This is a genomic window from Streptomyces kebangsaanensis, assembly GCF_001906585.1.
GTDB lineage: Bacteria > Actinomycetota > Actinomycetes > Streptomycetales > Streptomycetaceae > Streptomyces > Streptomyces kebangsaanensis.
This window is the reverse complement of the sequence record NZ_JUJA01000143.1, coordinates 10,491-13,492: the sequence shown is the minus strand read 5'-3', so window position 1 is coordinate 13,492 and position 3,002 is coordinate 10,491. Positions and strand designations below refer to the sequence as shown.

The window sequence follows — 3,002 nt, the reverse complement described above, 5'->3', positions numbered from 1 at the left end:
CCAGCACGAGCGTGACCACGCTGCCGGACTCACCGGCGCGGGCGGTGCGGCCCGCCCGGTGCACATAGTCCTTGGGGTCGGTGGGCGGGTCGACGTTGACCACGAGATCGAGGTCGTCGACGTGCAGGCCACGGGCCGCGACATCGGTCGCCACCAGAACGGTGATCTGGCCGTTCTTGAACTGCGCCAGGGTCCGTGTGCGCTGTGGCTGGGACTTGCCGCTGTGCAGGGCCCCGGCGTGCACCCCGCTGGCCCGCAGATGCCGGGTGAGCTGGTCGACGGCGTGCTTGGTGTCGAGGAACAGCAGTACGCGGCCGTCGCGGGCGGCGATCTCCGTGGTGACGGCGTAGCGGTCAGGGCCGTGGACGACCAGAACGTGGTGCTCCATCGTCGTGACCGTGCCCGCGGCCGGGTCGACCGAGTGGACGACGGGGTCGTGGAGGTAGCGGCGGACCAGCTGATCGACGTCGCGATCGAGAGTGGCCGAGAAGAGCATCCGCTGACCGTCGGGGTGCACCTGGTCGAGCACGTCGGCAACCTGCGGCAGGAACCCCAGGTCGCACATCTGGTCGGCCTCGTCCAGCACGGTGATCCTTACCCGTCCCAGGCGGCAGGCGTTGCGCTCGATCAGGTCGTGCAGGCGTCCGGGGGTGGCGACGACCACCTCGGCTCCCTGGCGCAGCGCGGCAACCTGCCGGCCGATCGACATGCCGCCGACGACCGTGGTCATCCGCAGCCGCAGTGCCTCGGCGTACGGCGCCAGCGCATGGGTGACCTGTTGGGCCAGCTCCCGGGTGGGCACAAGGATCAGAGCGAGGGGCTGCTTCGGTTCGGCGCGCCGCCCGGCCGTACGGGTCAGCAGCGGCAGGCCGAAGGCGAGCGTCTTGCCCGATCCGGTGCGCCCGCGCCCCAGGACGTCGCGCCCCTCCAGGGCATCGGGCAGTGTGGCGGCCTGGATCGGAAAGGGTTCGCGCACCCCGAGTCCGCTCAGTGTCCGCACCACCTCCACCGGCAGTTCCAGACCGGCGAAGGAGACGGCCGGGGGCAGCGCCGGGGTCGTTGCCCCGGGCTGGGCGGGACCGCCGTGAGCGATGCCGCGGTCATCGGGATGCTTCATGAACAGCCTTCCGCAGAGGAACGTACCGAGGAAGGCCCGGCAGGATTGAACAGCCCACGCACAAGCGGAACCGAACAGGCAGAATCGCCCACCGCGACGACCACGCAAACGCGTGACACTAACACATGGCATAACCTCGCGCCGCTGATACCGATCGCCTCTGTGTACGGGTGCCGGCAGCGGGCCGGCCTGGAACAACCGTTCTCCTTGAAGAACGGCCCCACCCCACGGGCGAGCTGTCGAGCCCAGCCGCGCGGAAGACGGCTCACCAGCACCATGGCCCGACAGGCGGGCAGGGAATGCGTGCCGATTGCGATGGCTCTGGGAGTGCCGGAGGTGAGGAATTCGCCGGGCAGAGGCCGCTGGCGCAGGCGATCACCCCGCCAGGGCAGAGGAGACGGCACACACGGAGCGCGCGGCGTCCAGCGGCTCCTGCAAGCCGGCTTGCGTGCAGGCGAAGCCGGTGCCCCGTCAACCGGCACACCGCGTCATCCCGGAGGAATGCGGAACTCGAATTCGGGACGGTCCCAAGGCACGGCGGGCGGGTTCGCGAACGCGGTCCCGGTCCGCACCGCACCGACGCGGTGGTAGAAGTCCTCGGCGGGAAGGTGCGACACGACCATGACACGGTCGAGCCCGGCGGCACGAGCCTCGGATTGCATGTGCGCGATGAGCAGTCGTCCAATACCCCGTCCCTGCGCTTCGTCCGCGACGAACAGCAGGTCGAGCTCCGGTGGAGCGAGGAGGAGCGAGTAGAACCCGAGGACCCGGCCTCCGTGCTCGTCGGAGCCGACGGCCACAAAGGCGCGGTGGGCCTCGATGTAATCAGGACCGACCCGGTAGCCCGCGACTGCGGCTGCGTACTTACCCTCGTAGGCGCCTGAGCCACGCACGAGCCGCGTGAGCCTTTTGGCATCCCGCGCGACGGCCCTCCGTATGGTGATCGGCCGGCTGATCGGGGAAGTGCGTGAACTCATCGGGTGAGTATTTCGCACCGGGGGGTGCCTTCGTTCGGAGGGGTCGGCTGCTCGGGCACGCGTTCCTGCACCGCTCCCGGGGACCACTCGTCCAGGCCCCGCCCTGCTCCTGTCCGGTGCCGTCGGCAGCGCGCTCAGACAGGGAGCCGGAGCGCTCATCAAGGCGTTGCGCGAGCGGCGCCAGTCCGTCCGTGCCCTCGCCGGCTGCTCCCGTCCGGCCGACCTCCTGGAGGCAGAGCCCGATCTGGAAGCCCTCAGCTTCTACCCGCATCTTCTCGCCTGGGCCCTGGCCCAACTCATGGCCGACAAGAGCGCGCCACCCGTGATCCTGCCGGCCACCTTCGAGGACACCGGCGGCCGCACCCACCGTGACTTCGAACGCCTGCTGCAGCGCGTCGTATGGCTCTACGCTTGACCGAGTGCCCTTTCATCCACTCCCCCGAACACCGTACGAGCACGATGGATCGACGGGGACCGACAAACCCGGGCACGATGGCGCAACATAGTGATGAGACGCCGCGATCACGTCGGTACGGCTCATTGAGCCGCAGCACCCGGTCAACGGCTGCAGCGCACATTCGCCCATCGCGGCCCACCCCAGGACCTTCAGACTGCTGGGCCTCCGGGACAGCTGTCCGGGCGTGTCCGTACCGGGAATCTCCGGCCGGCCGGGCAGAGCCTGGTCGAGACCGGCAGTGATCGGGCCCGCCCCAGCGACCCGTCGGCGTAGCGGCACGCGCCGATCGCCCAGCGGATCGTGGGGACAACCGTGCGGCCGAATGCCCACGGGACCATCGGGGCAACGGAGTTCCGGTGACCCGGGGCCGGGCCCCGGCGGCGGAGTGTCCCGTGAGGGGGTGCGCGACGTGGTGGAGGGCGTGAGGCCCGGCGGAGAGCGGGAGCGGCGG

The 3,002-nt window shown here is 70.3% G+C and carries 3 protein-coding genes; 1 reads left to right on the top strand and 2 read right to left on the bottom strand.

Annotation, left to right across the window (positions count from 1 at the left end):
* On the bottom strand, positions 1 to 1,117 hold a 1,117-nt coding region (locus RH94_RS21240; protein WP_234425927.1), incomplete at its 3' end, for a DEAD/DEAH box helicase.
* 488 nt (positions 1,118 to 1,605) lie between these two features.
* Positions 1,606 to 2,094, bottom strand: a complete 489-nt coding sequence (locus RH94_RS21230) for a GNAT family N-acetyltransferase (RefSeq protein ID WP_073949098.1) — start codon at positions 2,092 to 2,094, stop codon at positions 1,606 to 1,608.
* A gap of 166 nt (positions 2,095 to 2,260) precedes the next feature.
* On the opposite strand from RH94_RS21230, the gene RH94_RS21225 reads away from it, so the two are divergent.
* The gene (locus RH94_RS21225) at positions 2,261 to 2,509 is read left to right on the top strand and encodes a hypothetical protein (RefSeq protein ID WP_324614297.1); all 249 of its coding nucleotides are present in this window, start codon (positions 2,261 to 2,263) and stop codon (positions 2,507 to 2,509) included.
* The last annotated feature ends 493 nt before the right edge of the window (positions 2,510 to 3,002 follow it).